This is a genomic window from Nonomuraea sp. NPDC001636 (assembly GCF_040298265.1).
GTDB lineage: Bacteria > Actinomycetota > Actinomycetes > Streptosporangiales > Streptosporangiaceae > Nonomuraea.
Genome location: NZ_JBEOZT010000003.1, coordinates 287,567 through 306,846, shown reverse-complemented (window position 1 = coordinate 306,846; position 19,280 = coordinate 287,567). Strand labels below are relative to the sequence as shown.

Genomic DNA, 19,280 nt, shown 5'->3' with positions numbered 1-19,280 from the left:
CCACATTTCCCGGTGATGCTCAGGACAGAGGACGGTGTCCGCATCGACGCCGCCCACACCCCCTCGGCGGCCGGGGACATCGGGATCGTCATGGCGCACGGCTTCACCGGATCCTGGCGCGAGCGCACCGCCCGCCGCATCGCGCACGTGCTCAGCGGCTACGGCGGCGTGCTCGCGTTCGACTTCCGCGGCCACGGGCGCTCGGGCGGCGAGACGACGGTCGGCGACCTGGAGATCCTCGACGTGGAGGCCGCCGTACGGCATGCCCGCGTGGTCGGCTACCGGCGGATCGCGGTCGTGGGCTTCTCCATGGGCGCGGCGGTGGCCGTCCGGCACGCGGCGCTGCGCCGGGGCGTGGACGCGGTGGCGGCGGTCAGCGGCCCGGCGCGCTGGTACTACCGGGGCACCAAGCCCATGCGCCAGGTCCACTGGGCCATCGAGCAGCCGTTCGGCAGGTTCGCCGCCCGGCTGGCCAAGCGCACCAGGATCGCCGGCGGCCAGTGGGACCCGATCCCGATGCCGCCGCACGAGGCCGCCGCCCTGGTCTCGCCCGCCCCGCTGCTGGTCGTGCACGGCGACGCCGACGCCTTCTTCCCGCTGGACCACGCCCACCAGCTCTACGACGGCGCCCGCGAGCCCAAGGAGCTGTGGATCGAGCCGGGCTACGGGCACGCGGAGTCGGCCGCCAGCCCCGAACTCATCCGGCGTATCGGTAAATGGATCTCCTCGAACCTTTCGTGAGTAATACCCGTCTATCTAAGACGGATGGAAAGGATCCGCCAGGAGAAAAGTCCTCGGGGAAGGAAACCGCCTTCGCGGTGACCGTGGGACATACTTCAGTAGCCGGGCAGTCGCCGACTGTAGGCGGCGGATCCGGCACCTAGCGTCGCGGGGGCACGCTGGGTGCCTTCCCCGGCCCGCGAGAGGGGCCCCGCGGCGCGCGGGGCCCCTCTTCGCCCGCCGCTAGCCCAGCCGGGCGATCGTCTTGTACTCCAGGTAGCCGTTCAGGCCCTCGGGGCCGAGCTCGCGGCCGATGCCGCTGGCCTTGAAGCCGCCGAAGGGCGCGTTCGACTCCAGCATGAAGCAGTTGACGCCGTAGGTCCCGGTGCGCACCTGGCGGGCGACGTTCATGCCGCGCTCGGCGTCGGCCGTCCAGACCGTGCCGGCCAGGCCGTAGTCGCTGTCGTTGGCGATGCGCAGGGCGTCGGCCTCGTCCTCGTACGGGATCACCGCCAGGACCGGGCCGAAGATCTCCTCGCGGGCGATGCGCATGTCGTTGCTGACGTTGGCGAAGACCGTGGGGGCGACGTACCAGCCGCGGTCGCGCGGACGGTCGAGGCCGCCGACGACGACCTTGGCGCCCTCGTCCATGCCGATCTTGATGTAGCCCTCGACGCGCTCCTGCTGGCGCTTGGCCACCAGCGGGCCGATGCCGGTCGCCGGGTCGGCCGGGTCGCCGACGGGCTGGGAGTTGACCATGTTCGCCACGGCGTCCACGACCTCGTCGTACCGGCTGCGGGAGGCCAGGATGCGGGTCTGGGCGACGCACGCCTGGCCGTTGTTCATCAGCGTGGCCATGGCCAGGAAGCCCATGCTGGCCTGCAGGTCGGCGTCGTCCAGGATGATGGCGGCGGACTTGCCGCCGAGCTCCAGGCTGACCCGCTTGAGCTGCTCGCCGCAGATGGAGGCGATGCGGCGGCCGGCGGCGGTGGAGCCGGTGAAGGCCACCTTGTCGACGCCGGGGTGGGAGATCAGGTGCTCGCTCACCTCGCGCCCGGCGGGCACGATGTTGAGCACGCCCGCCGGGATCCCGGCCTCGGCCGCCCACTCGGCCAGCAGGTACGCGTCCAGCGGCGTCTCGGGCGCGGGCTTGAGCACGATCGTGCACCCGGCCAGCAGCGCGGGCGCGACCTTGGTCATGGTCACGAACTGGGGCACGTTCCACGGGACGACGGCCGCGACGACGCCGACCGGCTCGCGCCGCACGGTGATCGGCCCGAACAGCCCGGGACGCTCCTCCTCCTGGGCGAACTCCTTGCCCAGCCCGGCGTAGAACTGCAGCATGCCGAGCGGCTGCGGCGCCTGCGCGAGGTTGGAGAAGGTGATCGGCGAGCCCATCTCCTCGGTGATCAGGGCGGCCATCTCGCCCTGGCGCTCGTTGTAGATCGCGGCCAGCCGCTCGATCACGGCGGCCCGCTCGGCGAACGTCATGCGCGGCCACGGCCCGTGGTCGAACGCCTGGCGGGCGGCGGCCACCGCGCGTTCCACGTCCTCGGCGGCGGCGTCGGGGACGCGGCCCACGACCTCCTCGGTGTGGGGGGAGATGACGTCGATCGTCCCGGTGCCCGCCGGGGTCACCCATTCGCCCCCGATGAACAGCTTGTCGTGCTGGCGCATGTCGTGAGCCTCCTGCTTGACCGAATGCTTGCTTGCTGGGCGTACGCCTCAAGGCGACCGAACCATGTTCTGTCCGGGCGCGCAAGAGGGGCGCGGCAGCGGTGTGCCGCGCCCCTCGGGGCGTCGCTAGCGGGGGTCGCCCAGCAGGTGCCGCATCGACCGCTTGACCAGGTCCGTACGCGCGGCCTGCCCGGTCAGGCTCTCCACGCCGAAGCCCAGATAGACGGTGTCCGCGGTGACGATGCCGCCGCCCTCCTCGAAGACCTGGTCGGTGCGGAACCAGTTGTTGATCGAGGGGGCCGAGCCGGCCGGCGGCGCGGCGACGGCCCAGCCGCCGAGGTCGGACTCGAAGGAGGTGCCACCGGCCGCCGCGCCGTCCAGGGTGACCTCGGCGTCGTCGAGGAAGACGCCCGCGCCCTGGGTGGACCAGTCGCTGACGTAGGAGATCGACAGCTCGACCCGCCTGCCCGCGTACGGGGTCAGGTCCACCTTCCACTGCTGCCAGCCGCCGGAGTTGCCCGAGGCGGCGTGCCACGCGCCGGAGGACCCGGTCGGCTCGCAGGCCGCGCCCTGGTAGTGCCGGGTGAACGGATGGATCACCCGCCAGCCGCCGCTGTTGTCGGCCTTGCAGCTCTCGCCGGTGCTCTGCGAGGTGTGGCCGTTGACGTCCGGGAGGGTGGTCCAGTCGTCGGCGCCCGCGGTGTGCGCCTCGACCGTCAGGAAGTCCCAGTCGGCCTCGGTGTCGTAGGAGGTCCAGAACGACAGGTCGCCGGAGCTCCTGCCGGTCAGGTCCACGGTCGTGGTCAGCCGTTTCCAGGAGACGTCGGCGATGCCGCTGTAGACGTCCCAGGAGCCGGTGTGGGGGTCGAAGGGGCCGCCGGGGCGTACCCACTTGACCTGGGCCGAGCTGGCGAACAGCGGGAACTGCGCCGGGGGCAGGATGGCCGAGGTGGCCACGAACGAGTTGGTGTGGCTCGGCTGCAGCGTGCCGGCGAAGCCCTCGAACGCGCCGCCGTCGCCCTTCAGCGCGAACGGCTGCCCGCTCGCCCGGTCGGCGCCCCCGTCGTCGAAGAAGACGTAGGCGCCCAGCCAGTACTGCTGGAAGTCGTTGAACACCTGGATGCACGGCGGGTCGTCGGGGACCGTGCACTCGGGGTGGCCGGGCTGGTCGGGCTCGTAGTAGTAGGCGCCGTTGTTGTTGGCGGCGTACGAGGGGTACTTGCCGGCGTGCAGCAGCTTGCCGCCCTCGTTCAGGTAGTCGCGCACCGCCAGCTCGGTGTCCACGCCGCCCTTCGACGTGGTGCCGGCGACCTGCCCGGGGGAGCGGGGGATGACGTCGTCGCCGGTCTCCCAGACCACCGCCTTGTAGTGGCTGAGCACGCCGAGCGGGTGCGGGGCCCGGCGGCCCATCTTGTCCATGTCGTAGACGTCGGTCGGGTAGCCGGCGTCCTGGAGCGCCTTGACGTAGTCGGCGGCGTACCTGGCCTCGGTCCCGCCCTGGGCCGGGCTGAGGCCGGTGACGTCCTCGGTGGCCAGCACGAGCACCTTGCCGCCGATGTCGTCCTGCACGGTGTAGGTGAAGTCGCCGCTCTTCCTGCCGATCGCGCTGAACCAGACCTTGACCTTGTCGCCCGGGCGGGTGCCGGTGATCTTTCCGCGCAGCCGGTGGTAGTAGCGGTCGTAGCCCTTGCCGTACCGCTCGCCGCCCTTCCACTCGCCGGTCGGCGCGATCCTCGTCCGGCCGCCGTTGACCTGGTAGTTGAGCAGGACGGGGCCGATCCTCCGCTTGGCGGTGACCTGGACGGCCTGGTCGGTGCCGTAGCTGAACTCGAACGGGTCGAGCACGAAGTCGGGCGTCCTGTTGCCCAGGTGGCTGACCGGCTCGACCGGGTCGGCCGCGGACCTGGCGACGTCGAGCGCGAACGGCAGGTTCTTCTCGAACTCCGCCTGCACGGCCGCCTCGTCGTCGGGGAAGACGAACCCGCAGCCGTCGCAGCCCTCGTCGAGCTCCGGCGTCCAGGACAGGGTGCCGTACCTGGCGTGGGCGTGGTCGTTGGTGTCGCCGTTCGTGGTGTAGAGCTCCGCGCCGAGGTCGGGGTCGAACCCGGGGACGGCCGGGGCGTCGTCGTCGCCGGTCAGGGCCTCGTAGATCGGGTTGTCCGCGGTCTTCGTGGCGATCTGGAACCCGCTGGGGTAGAGCAGCAGCGGGCCGAAGGAGTGGTAGTTCAGGTTCATCTCGAACCTGACCCGGTTGAGCAGGCCGTCCATGGCCCTGGTCTCCGGCTCGCTGGCCGGGCCGGTCCCGCGGAAGGTCTCGCTGCTCGGGATGCTCGACGAGCCCTCCTCGTCGTAGCGGAAGTTCGTCGGGAAGTTGCGGTTCGGGTCCACGCCGTCGCCGTTGGTGATCTTTCCGTCGCCGTCGTTGTCGCGCAGGTTCTTGCGCCACAGGCGGTTGCCCTCGGTGAAGGTGAAGTCGTAGCCGTCGGGGTTGGCCACCGGCACGAACCACAGCTCGGTCCGGTCGAGCAGGTCCCGCAGCGCCGACCTGTTGGCGATCACGTACTTCAGCAGCCGCATGTCCACCTCGGCGGCGATCCACTCGCGGGCGTGCTGGGTGGCCGAGTACAGCGTGGCGGGCTTGAGGCCGTCGGGCAGCAGCCGGGCGCCCGTGGAGACCTTGACGGCCAGGATGTCCTGGCCCTTGAGCGTCCTGCCGATGGATTGCAGCTTCACGATGTCCCTGTCGGCGTTCGCGATCGCCCTGAGCTGGTCGGCGATGCCGCCGCGTTCGGAGTACGACCGCCACACGGTGTAGCCGCCTGCCGCCTGGGCCTTGGCGGCCTGGAGGTTGCTCTGGCCCTGCGGGTTGCGCACGGGCTCGGGCCGCAGGCCGAGCTTGGCCAGCCCGGCCAGGTCGGCCTGGGCGGCGGTCAGCTCGACGTGCTCCTTGTCGCCGCCGTTCTGGTGCTGGACGACGTCGAAGCCCTTCTCCCGTAGGAACTGGGCGGTGCCCGGCTTGCCGTCCACCTGGTAGAGGTCGATGCGGTCGCCGGGCGGCAGCGGATCGACCGACGCCTCGGCAGCAAGGGGGACGAGGGAGGTGCCCAGGCCGAGCAGCACGGCCGCGGCGATGGTCATGGTTCGAGACACGATCTGCCCCTTCGCAGAGACGAGTTCGATCGCCATCTCAGACCGGGATCAAGCCCTCCACAAGGCCCAATCTTTTAGATCTTCCTTATTTCCGACAAAGGACCATGTACCTCGCCAAAGGTGCGTCAGTTGGCTGGTTCGGATGACAGCCATCAAGATCATCTTCTATAGTTTCGGTCCGTCTATGCGAGGAGGGGACGGGTGTGAGGATCTGGCGGCTCGCCGCGGTCTTCGTCGTCCTCTCCGGGCTGCTCGGGCTCGCCTCCCCGCAGCCGGCGTCGGCCGATCCCAACATCGACGAGCTGCGCAGACTCACCAAGCAGGCGTCCCGGCTCAACGACCTCTACCGCGGCCAGATCCAGAGCCTGGAGGAGATCAGGATCCAGGCCAAGAACGCCACCGACACCTCCGGCGACCTGGCGGCGCGCCTGGCCGCGGCCCAGGCCGGCGTGGCCGAGATCGCGCGCCAGGCGTACGTCAACGGGCCCCTCGACGGCATGCAGCTGTTCGGCCTCAGCGTCGACCCGGCCATCGCGCTCGGGCAGGCCGCGAACATGTCGTACATGGCCGCCGAGCGGACCGAGCGCGTCCGGAGCATCCAGAAGCTCATCGCGAAGTCCAAAGAGGCCAAGCTCAACGCCAACGACAAGATCGACAAGCTGAAGAAGGAGATCAAGACCCTTCAGGGCAAGCGGCGCGAGATCGAGCGCCTGCTCGCCAAGTACGGCTTCCAGCAGCCCGGCGGCGCCGAGGGCCTGACCCAGCGCATGATCACGGTACGCGCCGAGATCATGCAGAACTTCCCGATGAAGTACGGCGTGGGCTGCCTGCGCCCCGGCGACCCCGGCGAGCACGGCAAGGGCCGGGCCTGCGACTTCATGATGTCCCGCGGCGGCACCATGGCCACCGGGGCCGACGCCGACCGCGGGGACGCCCTGGCCGAATGGCTCATCAAGAACGGCGCGCGGATCGGCGTCATGTACATCATCTGGAAGCAGCGCTACTACGACATCCGATCAGGCGGAGGCTGGGACCCCATGTCCGACCGGGGTGGCGTGACCGCCAACCACTACGACCACGTTCACGTCTCGGTGTTCTGAGCGACCCGCTCCCGGTACCACGCGTAGGACGCCTTCGGGGTGCGGCGGCCCGTGGCGAAGTCCACGTGCACCAGGCCGAAGCGCTGGTGGTAGCCCTCGGCCCACTCGAAGTTGTCCAGCAGCGACCAGACGAAGTAGCCGCGCACGTCCACGCCCTCGGCCCGCGCGGCCATGACGGCGTCGATGTGGCCGCGCAGGTAGTCGATGCGGGCCTGGTCCTCGACGGTGCCCTGCGGGGTGAGCTCGTCGGGCTGGGAGCAGCCGTTCTCGGTGACGTGGATCGGCGGGAGCGCGCTGCCGTACCGGGCCTTGAGGCCGGTCAGGAGCTCGCGCAGGCCGTCGGGGACGACCGGCCAGCCGAACGCGGTCGTGGGATACCCCGTGACGCCGGTGTCGGTGAACGGGAGCACCTCGCCGGGCGGCGGGGCGGCGATCCGGGTGGGGTTGTAGTAGTTGATGCCGAGGGCGTCCAGGGGGGCGGAGATGGTCTCCAGGTCGCCCTCGCGGACGAAGTCGAGGTCGGCGGCGTAGGCCGAGAGATCCGGATACCTCCCGAGCAGCACCGGGTCGTTGAACAGCCGGTTGTGCAGGACGTCGTAGGCGTCGGCGGCCTTGACGTCCGCCTCCTCCCGCGAGGCGGGCCAGACCGGCGTGCAGTTGTTGGTGATGGCCACCTGCCGCGCGCCCGCCGCCCGCAGGGCCGCGACCGCCAGGCCGTGGCCGAGGAGCTGGTGGTGGGCGACGGGGAGGGCGTCGAGCAGCAGGGCCTGGCCGGGGGCGTGGATGCCCATGGCGTGGCCGAAGGCCATGTGCACGAACGGCTCGTTCAGGGTGATCCACAGCGGGATGCGGTCGGCCAGGCGCTCGGCGACGATCGCGGCGTAGTCGGCGAAGCGGCCGGCCGTGTCGCGGTCGGTCCAGCCGCCGCGGTCCTGGAGTGCCTGGGGCAGGTCCCAGTGGAAGAGCGTCGGCACGGGCTGGATGCCGGCCGCCAGCAGGCCGTCGGTGAGGCGTTCGTAGAAGTCGAGGCCCGCGGGGTTGACCTCGCCGGCGCCCAGCGGCTGCACCCGCGGCCAGGCGACGGAGAAGCGGTAGGCGTTCACGCCGAGGCCGGACATGAGGGCGATGTCCTCGCGCCAGCGGTGGTAGTGGTCGCAGGCCACGTCCCCGGTGTGGCCGTCCCTGGTCCGGCCGGGCTCGTGGGCGAAGGTGTCCCAGATGGACGCGCCCCGGCCGTCCTCGGCCACCGCGCCCTCGATCTGGTAGGCGGCGGTCGCCGTACCCCATAAGAACATCTCGGCTCCTTTATGCGAGTATGGCTCATGTTAACGGACGGCAAAGTGGCCGGTCTGTACCTGCTGGTAATAAGCCAGGATGGGGAGCATGACGAGTACCTTGCGCCGCCGTCCCGCCCAGCGCCGGAGCGTGGAGCGGGTGGAGCGGATGCTCGACGAGTGCGCGCTCCTGCTCGACGAGGTGGGCTACGAGGCGTTGACCACGAAGGAGGTCGCGCGCCGCGCCGAGGTCCCCATCGGCACCTTCTACCAGTTCTTCCACGACAAGCAGGGCCTGGTGCGCGCCCTCGCGCTGCGCAACCTGGAGGCGTTCCTCCAGCGGATCACCCAGCGCATCGCCGAGGCCGACCTCGGCCACTGGACCGACCTGGTCGACCTGGCCATCGACGAGTTCGTCGACATGAAGCGCACCACCCCAGGGTTCGCGGTGGTCGACTTCGGCGAGGTCCTGCCCACCCCGGGCGGGCCGCCGCTGGAGGGCACCAAACGCACGCTCGACAGCGCCCTCGACAACAACGTCATCGTGGCCGACCGGTTGCGCGCCCTCACCCTCGCCCTGCTCGACGCGCCCGCGGGCCCCGGGCTCGACCGGGCGCTCGTGGTGGCCGTCGAGGCCACCGACGCCGTGCTCAAGCTCGCCTTCCGGGCCGATCCCGGCGGCGACGCCGACCTGATCGCCGAGTGCAAGCAGCTCGTCCGCCGCTACCTCGCCGACCACCTGCCCTGATCCCTAGGCGACGGCGTCCAGGCGGGCGCGCAGCTCGGCGTCCAGCTTGACGTCGGCCGCGCCGACGACCTCGTCGAGCTGGGCCGTCGTGGACACGCCGACCACGGGCACGTGACCGTCGGCCATCAGCCACGCCAGCACCACCTGGTTGGGCGTCGCGCCCAGCTCGCCGGCGACCTCGCGCAGCACGGCCAGGCGGCGGGCGGTGCCCGGGTGGTCGTAGATCTCCGGCATGGGCCGGTCGGCCCGCGTGTAGGCCCCCGCCATCAGCGTGTTGTAGGCCCACAGCGTCACGTCCGGCTCGGCGGCGACGTAGTCGAGGGCGTCGTCCGAGGCCAGCGTGTGGCCGCCCTCCGGGAGCCGGGTGAAGGGCCGCGGGCGCAGGTAGGTGTGGCGGAGCTGGAGGTGGCCGTACGGCAGCCAGCCGTGCGCGCCCGACAGGTTCCTGGCCCGCTCCAGCCGCCAGGCGGCGATGTTGCTCGCTCCCAGCGCGCGGACCTTGCCCTGCTCGGCCAGCGTGTTCAAGGCGCCGAGCGTCTCGTCCAGCGGCACGGAGCGGTCTTCGATGTGCGACCAGTACAGGTCCACGTAGTCGGTCCGGAGCCTGCGCAGGCTGCCCTCGGTGGCCCGCGCGACGGCCGCCGCCGACAGGCCCTCGGCCGAGTCGAGGGTGCGGTCGCCTGGCACGGTCGGCCGGGCCCCGCCCTTGGTGCCGATGAAGATGCGGTCCCGGTTGCCGCGCGCGGCCAGCCAGGCGCCGATGGCCTCCTCGCTCTCGTCGCCGGTGCAGCCCTCGTTCCAGAAGGGGTAGTTGTTGGCGGTGTCCAGCATGGTGCCGCCGGCGTCCTGGAAACGGTCGAGGATGGCGAAGGTCTCCCGCAGGCCGACGCCGGTGCCGAACGGGATGGTGCCGAGTGCGATGTTCATGGGGCAGACCCTCGGACCTGGAGCGCACTCCATGTCAAGTCGTTGACCTGGAGTGCGCTCCAGGTGAAAGACTGGGCGCGTGAGCGTGTACACCCCCGCCGAGGTCGTCGAGGAGACCGGCTTCAGCCTCGACACTCTCCGCTACTACGAGAAGATCGGCCTGCTGGAGCGCGTGGAGCGCAACGCGGCCGGCCAGCGCAGGTTCAGCGAGGAGGACGTCGGCTGGCTCGGCATGATCCGCTGCCTGCGCGACACCGGCATGCCCATCGCCATGCTGCTGCGCTTCGCCGAGCTCGTCCGCGGCGGCGACGACACGATCCCCGACCGCATCAGGCTCCTGGAGGAGCACGACCGGCAGGTCCAGGCCCAGATCGCCAACCTGGCCGAGCGCCAGAACTACATCCACCGCAAGATTTCCTACTACCGCAGCGTCCTGTAGCCCTGCCTTGGTGGTCCGGTTGTTAGACCAAGGACCATGGCGGGAACCAGGGCGAAGCAGATCGACGTCCCGCTGGGCCGCATGGCCTTGCTCTGCGCGGCCCTGCTGTTCGTCCTGCTGGCCCACATCACGGTCGTCCAGGGGTTCGGGACGCGGGGGCTCAACGCCGACCGCCGCAACGAGCGCTCGCTCATCGCCCGGTTCGCCCGTCCGCGCGGCGACATCCTGACCTACGACGGCGCGACCGTGGCCAGGAGCCGCCCGACGCCCGGCGGCGGCCCGTACCGGTTCCAGCGGGTCTACACCGACGGCGAGCTCTACGCCCCCGTGACCGGCTACATGTCCCTCTACCGGTCCACGGGCGTGGAGGAGGCCGAGGACGGCGTCCTGTCCGGCGACGACGCCAAGGTCAAGGTGCGCTCGATGGTCAGCGACGGCGACGTGGCCGGCGCCGACGTGCGGCTGACCATCGGCCAGCGCACCCAGTGGGCCGCCTACCACGCCCTGGAGGCCGCCGGCGTGCCCGGCGCGGCCGTGGCCATCGACCCGGCCACCGGCGCGATCCTCGCCCTGGCCAGCTACCCGTCCTACGACCCCAACACGCTGGCCACCTTCGACCCCGCCCGGCTCGACGGCGCCCTCGACCGGCTGCGCGAGGCCCCCGGCCGGCCCCTGCTGAACCGGGCGCTGGACCAGGTCTATCCACCGGGGGCCACGTTCAAGGTGGTGACCACGGCCGCGGCGCTGGCCTCGGGCGAATACACGCCCACGGCCCCCGTGGACGCCGCCGTCCGCCCGCGGCTGCCCGCCTCGATCGCCGGCTCGTGCGGCAGGTCCCGGCCCACGCTGCTGCGCGCCTTCCAGACCTCGTGCGACTCCGCGTTCGCGGGCATCGGGGTGCAGCTCGGCCAGGACATCCTCAGGGATCAGGCCGAGGCGTTCGGGTTCGGCGACGGCGACCTGCGCGTGCCGATGGCCCCGGCGCGCAGCACGTACCCGCAGGGCATGGACCGGGCGCGGACCGCACTGTCGGCCGTCGGCCGGGACCAGGACCGGGCGACGCCGCTGATGGTGGCGATGTTGTCGGCGGCCGTGGCCAACAACGGCGTGCTGATGCGGCCGTACCTGGTGGAGGAGGTGAGCCTGCCGGACGGCACGCTGCTCGGCCAGGCGGGGCCGCAGCCGTACCGCACCACCATGACGACCGTCCAGGCCCGCTACCTGGCCGCGATGATGACCGCGGGGACGCACGCGGGCGGGCCGGGCGCGGCCGTCGCCGTCCCCGGCGTCGAGGTGGCCGCCAAGATCGCCGCGACGGGCGGCGAGCACGCGCTGGCCACGGCCTTCGCCCCGGCGACCGCCCCGGAGGTGGCGGTCGGCGTGGTGCTGGAGCACCCCGGCCCCCGGGCCGGCGCGGTGGCGCAGGTGGCCCGCACGGTGCTGGAGGCCGCGCTGGCCTGACCGCGGGCCGCCGAGTTCGCCGCCGATTGACTCTGGGCGCGAACGGTAGTTGATGCCACACTCACAGTGATGCTGCGAACCGCCGATTTCCGCAACCTGCCGGCCGAGCCCAACCTGTTCGTGGGCCGGGAGTCCGATCTCGATGAGCTGGCCCACCTCGGCCGCGTCTCGCGCGTGGTGACGCTGTGCGGGGCGGGGGGCATCGGCAAGACGCGCCTGGCCCTGCGCCTGGCCGCCAGGGTCGCCGCCGAGCACCCCGACGGCGTGTGGCTGGTCGAGCTGGCCGACGTGGAGAAGGGCGAGCTGCGGGAGCGGGTCCGCGCCGCGCTCGGCGTCGCCGAGGACCTGGCGGACACCATCGGCGGCCGCCGGGTGCTGCTCGTCCTGGACAACTGCGAACCGGTGGTCGGCGAGTGCGCCGAGCTCTGCCGCGACCTGCTCGGCGCCTGCCCGCGGCTCACCGTGCTGGCCACCAGCCGCGAGCCGCTGCGGGTGCCGGGCGAGACGGTCTGGCGGGTGCCGCCGCTCTCGCTCGTCGGCGAGGAGAGCGAGGCCGTGCGCCTGTTCGTGACCAGGGCCGCCGCCGCGCGTCCCGGCTTCGAGCTGACCGAGGAGACGCTGCCGCTGGCGATCGAGCTGTGCCAGGCGCTCGACGGGCTGCCGCTGGCGATCGAGCTGGCCGCCGCCATGGTGCGGGTGTTGTCGGTCAGGCAGCTGGTCGAGCGGCTCGACGACCGGTTCAGGGTGCTGGCGGGCGGCGCCCGTACGGCCCACGCCAGGCACCGTACGCTGCGCGCCGCCGTCGACTGGAGCTACCGGCTGCTCAGCCCCCAGGAACGCCTGCTGCTGCGCCGCGTGGCGGCCTTCCGCTCCTGCTGGACGCTCGACCTGGCCGAAGCGGTGTGCGCCGGCTCCGGCCTGCCCGAGGAGGACGTGCTGCCGCGCCTGTGCGACCTGGTGGACAAGTCGCTGGTGGTGCTCGACGGCGAGGTCGCCGGCCAGGCCCGCTACCGGCTGCTGGAGACCGTCCGCGAATACGCGCTGGAGCGGCTCGCGGAGTCCGGCGAGGAGGCGGCGCTGCGCCGCGCGCACCTGGCCGCGCTCGCCGGGCTGGCCGGGCGGTTCAAGGACGTCCTCGCGCCGGGCACGCGCACGTCGTGGCCCGTGGTCGAGCGCTTCGTCAACCTGTTCGACGGGCTCAAGGCCGAGGTGGGCGCGGCCTGCGACTGGGCCGCGGCGAGCGGGTCGCCGCAGACGGCCCTGCGGCTGCTGACCGACGTGCGCTACCTGCTCATGGCCAGCGGGCGGCGGCTGGACATCGCCGACCGGCTCGACCGGCTGCTCGCGCTCGACGCCCCCGACGTGCCCGAGGGCTTACGCGGGCAGGCGATGATCCTGCGCGGTGAGCTGGCGCTCGCGGCCGGAGAGACGGGTCTCGCGGCGCGGTGCGTACAGATCGGGCTGGCGCTCTGCGTCGACGCCCAGGACGCCTACGGCGAGGCCGTGGGCCTGATCATGCTGGCCCAGGCGACCGGCGACCAGGAGTCCCTGGCCCCGGCCCTGGAGGCGGCGCGGCGGCGCGGCGACCCGATCCTGGAGTCGCTCGCCCAGGGCACCCGGGCCGACTTCGGCCTGCGGGCCGGCCGCCTGCACGAGGCCCGGCGCGCGTTCGAGGAGGTCCTGTCGCTGAGCGAACGGCTGGACAACCACCTCGGCCAGTCCTACGGGCACGTCGGCTTGGCCCAGATCGCCCGGCGCACCGGCGACCGGCCGGCCGCGCGGCGGCACTACGAGGCCGGCCTGCGCCTGCTGCGGCACATCGACGCCCGGCAGCAGATCGTGAGCTGCCTGGCCGGGCTCGGCCGCGTCGCGCTGGAGGAGGGCGACCTGGCCGAGGCCCGCGCGCGGCTCACCGAGGCGCTGGTGCTCAGCCGCGACGCGGGCCTGCGCGACAGCATCGCCCGGCGGCTGGCGGCCTGGGCGCGCCTGGTGGCGGCCGAGGGCGACGACCGGCGCGCGGTCCTGTTGGCCGCCGCCTCCCTGGGGCTGCGCGACCGCCGCCCCGACGCCCGCACCGAGGAGCTGCTGGCCCCCGTCCGCGAACGGCTGGGCGAGGCCGTGGTGGCGCTGCTGTGGGCCGAGGGCCTGGCGATGACGGCCGACCAGGCGGTCTCGTGCGCGCTCGGCGGCCCGTTGCCCGAGCTGCCGGCCGCGCCGGTCGCCCCGGCGGCCCAGGACAGCAGGCTGACGGCCAGGGAACGCGAGATCGCCGAGCTGGTCGCCCGCGGGCTGAGCAACCGGGCCATCGCCGACGAACTGGTGATCAGCCCGGCCACCGCCGCGCGGCACGTCGCCAACATCCTCGGCAAGCTGGGCTTCTCCACACGTACACAGATTGCCGCATGGGTGATCGGCGCACGCTGATCCCGGCGGGTTCTCTACACATCGCCGCCGCCCGCCGCTTACATCGTCGAATGGCCATGTCAGCGCATGTGCCGCCCCGGTCCGAACGCCTACCGTTCTGCATGTGATCGACCGCGCCCCGCGCTCCTCGTCCTCGCACCGGGGGCCGCGGCGGCCGATCGACCGAGGGACGTCACGCGTCCCGACGGAGCCGGGCCTTCTCGGAGGGGTGGGGGCCCGGTTCCAGGGCGCGTGACAGCGGGCTCGAGTCGCGCAGGGCTCGGGCCCGCCCACCTCGGCCCTGGGCTGGGGAAATGCACACCGCTCTACATAGATCGGTGGATGCGGCCGGCGCGCGGGCGACCGTACGTTGACGGGCATGACGCCGTCCGCCTCGTCCTCCGGCACCGTGATCCACGAGGTGTTCCGCCGGGCCTACGAGCGGGGCGAGCGGCCGGCGCTCATCGATCTGCGCGGCGGCCACGTCTACGGCTACCGCACCCTGGTGACCGAGGTGACCAGGGCGGCGTCCGGGCTGGTGCGCAGGGGAGCGCGCCGCGACCAGGTGGTAGGGGTGCACGTCTCCACGACCGGCACCCAGACCGTGGCCCTGCACACCGTGCTGGCGGCGGGCGGGGTGGCCGCGCCGATCGGTCCAGGGCTCGGCGCCGAGGAGGTGGCGGCGCTGCTGCGCGAGTGCGACGCCCGCATGCTGATCACCACCCCCGACCTGGCGGAGACGGCGATCGCGGCGGCCGACGGCTCCCGCGTGCGCCAGGTGGTCTCGCTCGGCCCGGCGCTCGACACGATCGACTTCCGCGGCCTGCTCGTGCTGGAGCCCACCGCGCTGCCCGCCCTCGACGCCAAGCGCCAGGACGCGCTGGCGCTGCCCGGCGGCGCCCGGCTCACCCATGCCGGCCTGCTGGCCAGGATGGCCGAGCTCGACGTGCCCGTCGGCCTGACGGAGTCCGACGTCGTGCTGTGCACGTGGCCGCCCGGCGCCGGCGCCGACCTGCCGGCCCTGGTCGGCCTGGCCGTGTCCAAGGGCGCGCTCGTCGTGGCCGCGGGCCACGGTGACCTGCCCGGATCCGGCTACGACGCGGGTGTCACCGTGCTCACCGGGCCGGCCGGCACGCTGGAGCGCGTGCACTGAGTATGCGGACCTGTTACCTGCTCCGCCCTTGACGTCGGCGCGCGCGAAGTGGGTTGATAGCCGTTGTTGACAACGTTGTCAAAGGTCACCAACTTCGGGGGATCGCGAAGGGAATGGTGTGCGATGCGACGGTGGTTAGCGGCCGTCTCGATCACGATGGCGGGCGTTCTGGGCCTGGCGGGCTGCGGCGGAGGCAGCGGCGGCAAGGCTGCTGAGCCGGGTTCGTCGAGCGGCGGCAAGCAGCAGGTGGAGGTCTTCTCCTGGTGGACGGGCCCCGGTGAGGCCGACGGCCTCGCGGCGATGAAGAAGATATTCGAGGACAAGAACCCGAACTACACGTTCTTCGACGCCGCCGTGGCGGGCGGCTCCGGCGACAAGGCCAAGGCGTTGTTGCAGTCGAAGTTGCAGGCCGGCACGCCGCCCGACACGTTCCAGGGGCACGCCGGCGCCGAGTTGCAGGGCTACATCAAGGCGGGCAACCTGGAGGACCTGACGTTCCTGTACGACGAGCTGAAGCTCAAGGACGTCTTCCCCGCCCAGCTCGTCGAGCAGATCAGCGTCGAGGGCAAGATCTACTCGGTGCCGGTCAACATCCACCGGTCCAACGTCCTGTGGTTCAACCCCAAGGTGCTCAAGGACGCCGGCATCGCGGCCGCGCCCAAGACGATCGAGGAGTTCATCGCCGACCTGGAGAAGGTCAAGGCCAAGGGCAAGATCCCGATCTCCGTCGGCTCGGAGTGGACCGCCACCCACCTGCTGGAGAACGTGCTGCTCGGCTCGCTCGGCACCGACGCCTACAACGCGCTGTTCAAGCCGGGCGCCGACTGGAGCGGCCCGCAGATGACGAAGGCGCTGGAGAACTACGCCAAGATCATGTCGTACGCGGGCGACCCGCAGGACGACTGGCAGCCCGCCGCCAAGCAGGTGGCCGACGGCCAGGCGGCGTTCAACATCATGGGCGACTGGGCCTACGGCTACTTCCACAACCCGCCGGAGGGCGGCCTCGGCAAGACGTCCAAGACGGACTTCGACTGGGCGCCCGCGCCCGGCACCGCGGGCACCTACATGTGGCTGTCGGACAGCTTCACGCTGCCCAAGGGCGCCAAGAACCGGGACGGGGCGGTCGCCTGGCTGAAGGTCGCGGCGAGCAAGGAGGGCCAGGACGCCTTCAACCCCAAGAAGGGCTCCATCCCCGCCCGCAAGGACGCCGACCAGTCGCTCTACACCGACTACCTGGCCGACGCGCTGAAGGACTGGTCGAGCGACAAGCTGGCCGGTTCCATCCAGCACGGCGTCTCGGTGAGCCAGCCGTGGCTGGCCTCGATCAACGAGGCGGTCGGGCTGTTCATCGGCAGCAAGGACGTCAAGGGCCTGCAGCAGGGCCTGGCCGACGCGGCCAAGGCCAACGCTCAGTGACGCATGCGGGTACGGCGGGACGCTCCCGCCGTACCCGCGCGAAGGGAAACGGTTGTGAGGCGGGCACGCACCTGGCTGCCCGGACTCCTCCTCGTCGCGCCGTCGATCGTGGCGATCGGCGTGTTCGTGTACGGCATGCTGGGCTGGAACTTCCGCCTGGCCATGACGGACCAGCACGATGAGGTGTCCGAGGGCACGTTCGTGGGGCTGAAGAACTTCGTCGACATCTGGGACCAGGCGCGCTGGCGTCTGTCGGTCGACCACGCGATCGTGTTCACGATCGTGTTCGTGGCGGGGGCGCTGGTGCTGGGCTGGTTCCTGGCGTTCCTCATGGAGAAGGGGATCTGGGGGGAGGGCACGTTCCGGGCGATCTACCTGTTCCCGATGGCCGTGTCGTTCGTCGCGACCGGCATCGTGTGGCGGTGGCTGATGAACTCGGGGACGGGTGAGCGGGCGGTCGGCCTGAACCGGCTGTTCGACGCGATCGGGCTGCCGCAGTGGCAGTGGTTCAGGGATCCGGACTGGGGGATGGCCGCGATGGCGCTCCCAGCGATCTGGCAGATGTCCGGATATGTCATGGCGTTGTTCCTGGCGGGCTTCCGCGGCGTCCCCGAGGAGCTGCGCGAGGCCGCGCGGGTGGACGGCGCCGGCGAGTGGGGCGTCTACCGGCACGTGGTGCTGCCCATGCTCAGGCCGGTCACCCTGTCGGCGCTGATCATCCTGGGACACATCTCGCTCAAGGTCTTCGACCTCATCGTGGCGGTGTCCGGCAAGCAGATCATCACCGACGTGCCCGCGGTGTTCATGTGGGTGGCGGTCTACGACTCGCACGACCCGGCGAAGGGGGCCACGATCGCCTCGTACATCGTGCTCAGCGTGGCGGTCTTCGTGATCCCGTACCTGATCTGGTCGGTGCGCAAGGAGCGCAGGCCATGACGGCCGTCGCGGCCCGGCGCAGGACCGGGTTCGGCCGGGTCGTGCGGTTCTGCCTGCTGCTCGCCCTGGTGGTCGTCGTCCTCGTCCCGATCTACGTGCTGCTGGCCACCAGCTTCAAGCCGCTCACCGAGGCCGACCCCGGCCAGGCGTGGAACCTGCCCAGGACGTGGACCACCGAGGCGTGGCGGGTGGCCTGGGAGAAGCTGGCCCCCGGCCTGTGGAACAGCGTGCTGCTGGCCGTCCCCGGCTCGCTGCTGTCGTGCGCGTTCGGGTCGATGAACGGCTACGTGCTGTCCAAATGGCGCTTCCCCGGCGCGGACGTGCTGTTCACGCTGTTCCTGTTCGGCATGTTCATCCCCTACCAGGGCGTGATGATCCCGCTGGTCAAGCTCATGGTCTGGCTGAACGAGCAGACCGGGCTGCAGGGCGTCTTCTACGGCGGCATCCCGGGCCTGGTGCTCGCGCACGTCGTGTACGGCATCCCCATCTGCACGCTGATCTTCCGCAACTACTACGTCACGATCCCCGACGAGCTGATCGAGGCCTCGCGGGTGGACGGCGCGGGCATGCTGCGCGCGTACTGGTCGGTCGTGCTGCCGGTGTCGTGGCCCGCGATCGCGGTGGTGATCATCTGGCAGTTCACCTCCCTGTGGAACGACTTCCTGTTCGCCGTCTTCATCACCGGGCCGCAGAGCTGGCCGACCACCGTCATGCTCAACAACATCGCCGGGGCCCAGGCCACCCCCTACAGCCAGCAGATGGCCGCGGCCGTTCTGGCCTCGATCCCGACCATGCTGATCTACGTGCTGCTCGGCCGGTTCTTCATGCGCGGCCTGATGGCGGGCGCGCTGAAGGGCTGACGCGGGACGGCTCGCTACGCCGGTGACCGGGCGGCCAGCGCGTCCCCCAGCGGCGTCCTGGCGTACAGGACGGAACGGCCGGTGCGGGTGCCGACGACCAGGCCCGTCCTGCGCAGGACGGCCAGGTGCCCGCCGGTCGCGCCGAGGCTCTGGCCGAGCAGGGCGGCCAGGTGGGTGGTCGTCGCGGGCACGGCCAGCTCGGTGAGCAGGCGCGCCCTGGTGCGGCCGATCAGCGGCGCCAGGTCGCCGTCCGGCACGCCGACCGCGGCGCCGGTGCCGCGCGCCGGGTAGACCAGCGCGTTGGGCCAGGCCGCCTCCAGGTACACGCCGACCGAGCCGGAGAAGGCGGTCGGCACGAACAGCAGGCCCCCGCCGCCCAGCACGTGCGAGCCGAGGCGGGTGTGCAGGCGCACCTCGATGTGCCCGTCCGGACGCCAGCGCACCTGGTCGCTCAGGTCGTCCAGCGCGGCGGCCCAGCCGTAGGCGGCCAGGCGTCCGGCCCGCTGGATCACGTCGCGTTCGAGGATCGTGTGGAGTCGCGGCCAGCCGACCGAGATGATCTCCCGCCACAGCGCCTCGTACGCGTCGGCCAGCACCTCCACCACCCGCGGCGAGAACAGCAGGTCCCGGATCGGCTCCGGCACCGGCGGCAGCGCCGCCAGAACCCGGGCGATCTCCTCGTGCGCCTGGGCGACCGGGGTCCGGCGCATGGAGGCCAGCTCGGTCTCGAACGGCACGCTCATCCCGGCCGGCGGCGGGGCGATGAAGTCGACGTTCGCGTAGCCCTTGTTGCCGCTGATCGCCGCCAGCGCGCGCAGCGCCGGATGCCGTCGCACCAGGTCGAGGTACGGGCCGCGCCAGCGCTCCACCCACCGGCGGTGCACGCCCGGCCCGTTCCTGCCGTCGAGCGTCCAGTGGGCGTGCATGGTCTCGATCAGCGGCGAGATCGCGAACCTGCTGGCCACCAGGTCCTGCGGGGTCACCTGGATTTTCAACGCCATCTTTCGGTTATATCC

Annotated in this window: 15 protein-coding genes; 10 read left to right on the top strand and 5 right to left on the bottom strand. The window is 71.8% G+C overall.

The window, feature by feature from the left end:
* Positions 1–15: 15 nt before the first annotated feature.
* Complete coding sequence (locus ABT158_RS08490) at positions 16–741, top strand: alpha/beta hydrolase (RefSeq protein ID WP_352352125.1); 726 nt, start codon at positions 16–18, stop codon at positions 739–741.
* Positions 742–963: 222 nt separating this feature from the next.
* Here the strand turns inward: ABT158_RS08490 and ABT158_RS08485 are convergent, their stop codons facing one another.
* Both ABT158_RS08485 and ABT158_RS08480 read right to left on the bottom strand, forming a co-directional pair.
* The gene (locus tag ABT158_RS08485) at positions 964–2,397 is read right to left on the bottom strand and encodes an aldehyde dehydrogenase (RefSeq protein WP_352352124.1); all 1,434 of its coding nucleotides are present in this window, start codon (positions 2,395–2,397) and stop codon (positions 964–966) included.
* A gap of 126 nt (positions 2,398–2,523) precedes the next feature.
* Positions 2,524–5,547, bottom strand: coding sequence for a M14 family metallopeptidase (locus ABT158_RS08480; RefSeq protein WP_352352123.1), 3,024 nt, complete (start codon positions 5,545–5,547; stop codon positions 2,524–2,526).
* A gap of 203 nt (positions 5,548–5,750) precedes the next feature.
* On the opposite strand from ABT158_RS08480, the gene ABT158_RS08475 reads away from it, so the two are divergent.
* The gene (locus ABT158_RS08475) at positions 5,751–6,647 is read left to right on the top strand and encodes a coiled-coil domain-containing protein (RefSeq protein WP_352352122.1); all 897 of its coding nucleotides are present in this window, start codon (positions 5,751–5,753) and stop codon (positions 6,645–6,647) included.
* Here ABT158_RS08475 and ABT158_RS08470 read toward each other — a convergent pair.
* On the bottom strand, positions 6,629–7,942 hold the full coding sequence (locus ABT158_RS08470; protein WP_352352121.1) for a GH1 family beta-glucosidase: 1,314 nt from the start codon (positions 7,940–7,942) through the stop codon (positions 6,629–6,631). The genes ABT158_RS08475 and ABT158_RS08470 overlap by 19 nt on opposite strands.
* Before the next feature lie 88 nt (positions 7,943–8,030).
* Between ABT158_RS08470 and ABT158_RS08465 the strand changes: the two genes are divergently transcribed.
* Positions 8,031–8,669, top strand: coding sequence for a TetR/AcrR family transcriptional regulator (locus ABT158_RS08465; RefSeq protein WP_352352120.1), 639 nt, complete (start codon positions 8,031–8,033; stop codon positions 8,667–8,669).
* 3 nt (positions 8,670–8,672) lie between these two features.
* On the opposite strand, the gene ABT158_RS08460 is transcribed toward ABT158_RS08465, so the two are convergent.
* Entirely contained in the window at positions 8,673–9,596 is a 924-nt protein-coding gene (locus tag ABT158_RS08460) for an aldo/keto reductase (protein ID WP_352352119.1), read from the bottom strand.
* A gap of 79 nt (positions 9,597–9,675) precedes the next feature.
* Here ABT158_RS08460 and ABT158_RS08455 point away from each other — a divergent pair, with 79 nt between their 5' ends.
* The 7 genes from ABT158_RS08455 (at position 9,676) to ABT158_RS08425 (ending at position 18,264) form a co-directional block, all read left to right on the top strand.
* Positions 9,676–10,035 carry a MerR family transcriptional regulator gene (locus tag ABT158_RS08455; protein ID WP_352352118.1) on the top strand — a complete coding sequence of 120 codons (360 nt, stop codon included), beginning with the start codon at positions 9,676–9,678 and terminating at the stop codon, positions 10,033–10,035.
* 36 nt (positions 10,036–10,071) lie between these two features.
* A complete protein-coding gene (locus ABT158_RS08450; RefSeq protein ID WP_352352117.1) occupies positions 10,072–11,496 on the top strand; it encodes a penicillin-binding transpeptidase domain-containing protein in 1,425 nt (474 codons plus the stop codon).
* 69 nt (positions 11,497–11,565) lie between these two features.
* Positions 11,566–13,920, top strand: a complete 2,355-nt coding sequence (locus ABT158_RS08445; RefSeq protein ID WP_352352116.1) for an ATP-binding protein — start codon at positions 11,566–11,568, stop codon at positions 13,918–13,920.
* 358 nt (positions 13,921–14,278) lie between these two features.
* Positions 14,279–15,052, top strand: coding sequence for an AMP-binding protein (locus ABT158_RS08440; RefSeq protein WP_352352115.1), 774 nt, complete (start codon positions 14,279–14,281; stop codon positions 15,050–15,052).
* Positions 15,053–15,175: 123 nt separating this feature from the next.
* A complete protein-coding gene (locus ABT158_RS08435; RefSeq protein WP_352352114.1) occupies positions 15,176–16,468 on the top strand; it encodes an ABC transporter substrate-binding protein in 1,293 nt (430 codons plus the stop codon).
* Positions 16,469–16,522: 54 nt separating this feature from the next.
* Positions 16,523–17,404 (top strand): carbohydrate ABC transporter permease, encoded by an 882-nt coding sequence (locus ABT158_RS08430; protein WP_352352113.1) that lies wholly within the window; start codon positions 16,523–16,525, stop codon positions 17,402–17,404.
* Positions 17,401–18,264 (top strand): carbohydrate ABC transporter permease, encoded by an 864-nt coding sequence (locus ABT158_RS08425; protein WP_352352112.1) that lies wholly within the window; start codon positions 17,401–17,403, stop codon positions 18,262–18,264. The genes ABT158_RS08430 and ABT158_RS08425 overlap by 4 nt, the downstream gene beginning before the upstream one ends.
* 14 nt (positions 18,265–18,278) lie before the next feature.
* On the opposite strand, the gene ABT158_RS08420 is transcribed toward ABT158_RS08425, so the two are convergent.
* Complete coding sequence (locus ABT158_RS08420) at positions 18,279–19,265, bottom strand: ArsR/SmtB family transcription factor (protein ID WP_352352111.1); 987 nt, start codon at positions 19,263–19,265, stop codon at positions 18,279–18,281.
* Between the last annotated feature and the right edge of the window lie 15 nt (positions 19,266–19,280).

Excerpts from the sequence above, each read along its gene's own strand:
- ABT158_RS08440 (WP_352352115.1), top strand. The coding sequence starts at position 14,279 with ATGACGCCGTCCGCCTCGTCCTCCGGCACCGTGATCCACGAGGTGTTC.
- ABT158_RS08485 (WP_352352124.1), bottom strand. The coding sequence starts at position 2,397 with ATGCGCCAGCACGACAAGCTGTTCATCGGGGGCGAATGGGTGACCCCG.
- ABT158_RS08445 (WP_352352116.1), top strand. The coding sequence starts at position 11,566 with ATGCTGCGAACCGCCGATTTCCGCAACCTGCCGGCCGAGCCCAACCTG.
- ABT158_RS08465 (WP_352352120.1), top strand. The coding sequence starts at position 8,031 with ATGACGAGTACCTTGCGCCGCCGTCCCGCCCAGCGCCGGAGCGTGGAG.
- ABT158_RS08435 (WP_352352114.1), top strand. The coding sequence starts at position 15,176 with ATGCGACGGTGGTTAGCGGCCGTCTCGATCACGATGGCGGGCGTTCTG.
- ABT158_RS08460 (WP_352352119.1), bottom strand. The coding sequence starts at position 9,596 with ATGAACATCGCACTCGGCACCATCCCGTTCGGCACCGGCGTCGGCCTG.
- ABT158_RS08490 (WP_352352125.1), top strand. The coding sequence starts at position 16 with ATGCTCAGGACAGAGGACGGTGTCCGCATCGACGCCGCCCACACCCCC.
- ABT158_RS08470 (WP_352352121.1), bottom strand. The coding sequence starts at position 7,942 with ATGTTCTTATGGGGTACGGCGACCGCCGCCTACCAGATCGAGGGCGCG.
- ABT158_RS08425 (WP_352352112.1), top strand. The coding sequence starts at position 17,401 with ATGACGGCCGTCGCGGCCCGGCGCAGGACCGGGTTCGGCCGGGTCGTG.
- ABT158_RS08420 (WP_352352111.1), bottom strand. The coding sequence starts at position 19,265 with ATGGCGTTGAAAATCCAGGTGACCCCGCAGGACCTGGTGGCCAGCAGG.
- ABT158_RS08450 (WP_352352117.1), top strand. The coding sequence starts at position 10,072 with ATGGCGGGAACCAGGGCGAAGCAGATCGACGTCCCGCTGGGCCGCATG.